The following is a 2214-nucleotide window of genomic DNA, read 5'->3' as shown; positions in this document are numbered from 1 at the left end:
TAATATTTCCCTAATGGGCAAAAGTGAAGGTAACATCCGAATTCGAGCAAAGCGAGAATGTTGCGTCCGCAAAATGTTGCGAAGCAAAAAATCCTCAAAAAGCAAATTCCTATCAGTAAATAAGTAGTAAGCGGATTTAGCGGATTGAGCAGATAAAAAAACAGAAAAGAAATCCGATTAATCCGCTCAATCCGATTACTAAAAAATAAAAAATCCGTGCTCATCCGTTTAATCCGTGTCATCCGTGTTCTATTCTTACGGCTATTTTCAGGAGAACGCTCATGAACCGTTAGTTCACAAATGAAGATGAAAATAGTAGATAGGAGATAGAAAGTGGGAGATGGGGCGATAAGCGTGAGGAGTGATGTTTTCTTTACTTTCTACTCTCTACTCTCTACTTTCTACTTCCTTATTTTCAGGAGAACAAAAATGGGGCTTTTCGATAAATGTTATGAGTTCAATAAAAAAATAGACTACCTAAAATCTCATCACCAATTCTTTTACCTTCGGGAGATGGAAAGTGCACCAGCACCGTTGGTGAGAATGAAAGGTAAGGAGATGATTTTGCTGGGGTCAAATAATTATCTGGGATTAGCCACTCATCCAAAGGTTATCTCTGCAACTATCAAGGCTATCCAGGAATATGGCACAGGTGCGTGTAGCTCACGGGTGCTTACCGGCACTACTACCTTACATAATCGGCTGGAGAAAAAACTCGCACAATTTAAAGGCACTGAAGATACAATCGTTTTTAGCACAGGATTTATGACTATGATGGGAACCATTGCGGCCCTGGTTAAAGAAGGAGATATGATATTTAGTGATGAATTAAATCATGCCAGTATTATAGAAGGCTGTCGCCTGTCAAAGGCAGAAGTAAAGATATACCAACATAACAATATGACAAATCTTGAAGAAGAACTCGCTACAGTTGACCCTTCCAGGAATAAGCTTATTGTTACTGATGGTGTCTTCAGTATGAAAGGCACACTGGCTAATCTCCCGCAGATAAAGCAGGTGGCAGATAAATATGGTGCTAAAGTTATGGTAGATGATGCACATGGCAGCGGCGTCTTAGGTGACAAAGGACATGGCATACTTGAGTATTACAATATGGAAGGGCAAATAGACCTCATCTGCGGCACATTCAGTAAAACCTTTGCTACCATAGGTGGATTTACTGGTGCAACTGCTCAAATAATTGCTTTCTTAAAACTTAACTCAAGAGCCTTTATCTTCACAGCCAGCCCCCCACCGGCTATAGCCGCTACTGTCATTGCTGGTCTTGAAGTATTAGAAGAAGAACCACAATTACTACAACAACTACATCATAATGCTAACTTTATGAAAAAAGGGTTAATGGAATTAGGATTTACCCTGGAAGAAACAGTAACCCCCATTATCCCTGTCATCATTGGTAACGACGAAATAACCTTTAAAACCGCTGGTTTGTTAGAAGAAGAAGGGATAATAGTGAATCCTGTTGTCCCACCAGCAGTTTCAAAGGAATCCTCTCTAATTCGGGTAAGTGTCATCGCTACCCTATCTCAAAGACAACTCGAAATCGCCCTGGATAAATTTAAGCTTGTGGGTAAAAAATTAGGAATTATTTGATTGCAGATTGCGAATTGTAAATTGTGGATTGAAAAATCGTAACCGTTCAAGTGGTCTGGTGCGTGGTGTCTATGTGTCTGGTAGTCTATGTAGCCCAGACACCAAAACACAGAAACACCAGAATATTGGAATGCTTACAAAAATCCAAAATCCGAAATTCTTTTCACCTGTGCAGGTAACTTTAGACCTGTGTAAAAAAAGGAGATAAAGGAGATAAGGGGATATATTTAGGAGTTTTTGGTGAAAGGGTTAGGGTTAACCCCTGATTTAATCAGGGGAGCAGACTTCCATATCAACTTCATAACCACAACGATAGAGCTCACCTGCCGCCAACAGTATACACCACAAAACTTTGGAAAACAACTAAACTTTGATAGGGCACAGAACTTTGAAAAAACCGCCCGCTGTTGGCGGTCAGGTGCAACGATTGGATATATTCGAGTATTTTTACTTCAAGATCGTGTAAGGATTCAAAAATTCGTAACCGTTCAGGCTATATATCAAAAGTGTAAGAAAGGGGATAAGGAGATAAGAGTGATATGGAGATAAGATAATAGAAATAGATTGAAATTTATAGAAATAGGTAGAAATTGATTGTGG

Annotated in this window: 1 protein-coding gene; it reads left to right on the top strand. The window is 39.5% G+C overall.

The genetic code is table 11. The features are described 5' to 3' along the window. Positions 1-333 precede the first annotated feature (333 nt). Positions 334-1614, top strand: a complete 1281-nt coding sequence (locus AB1422_19005; protein MEW6621391.1) for an aminotransferase class I/II-fold pyridoxal phosphate-dependent enzyme — start codon at positions 334-336, stop codon at positions 1612-1614. The last annotated feature ends 600 nt before the right edge of the window (positions 1615-2214 follow it).

It is taken from the genome of bacterium, assembly GCA_040757115.1.
Classification (GTDB): Bacteria; UBA9089; CG2-30-40-21; order CG2-30-40-21; family SBAY01; genus JBFLXS01.
The sequence above is the reverse complement of the archived record's forward strand: the minus strand, read 5'-3'. Positions and strand labels throughout refer to the sequence as shown.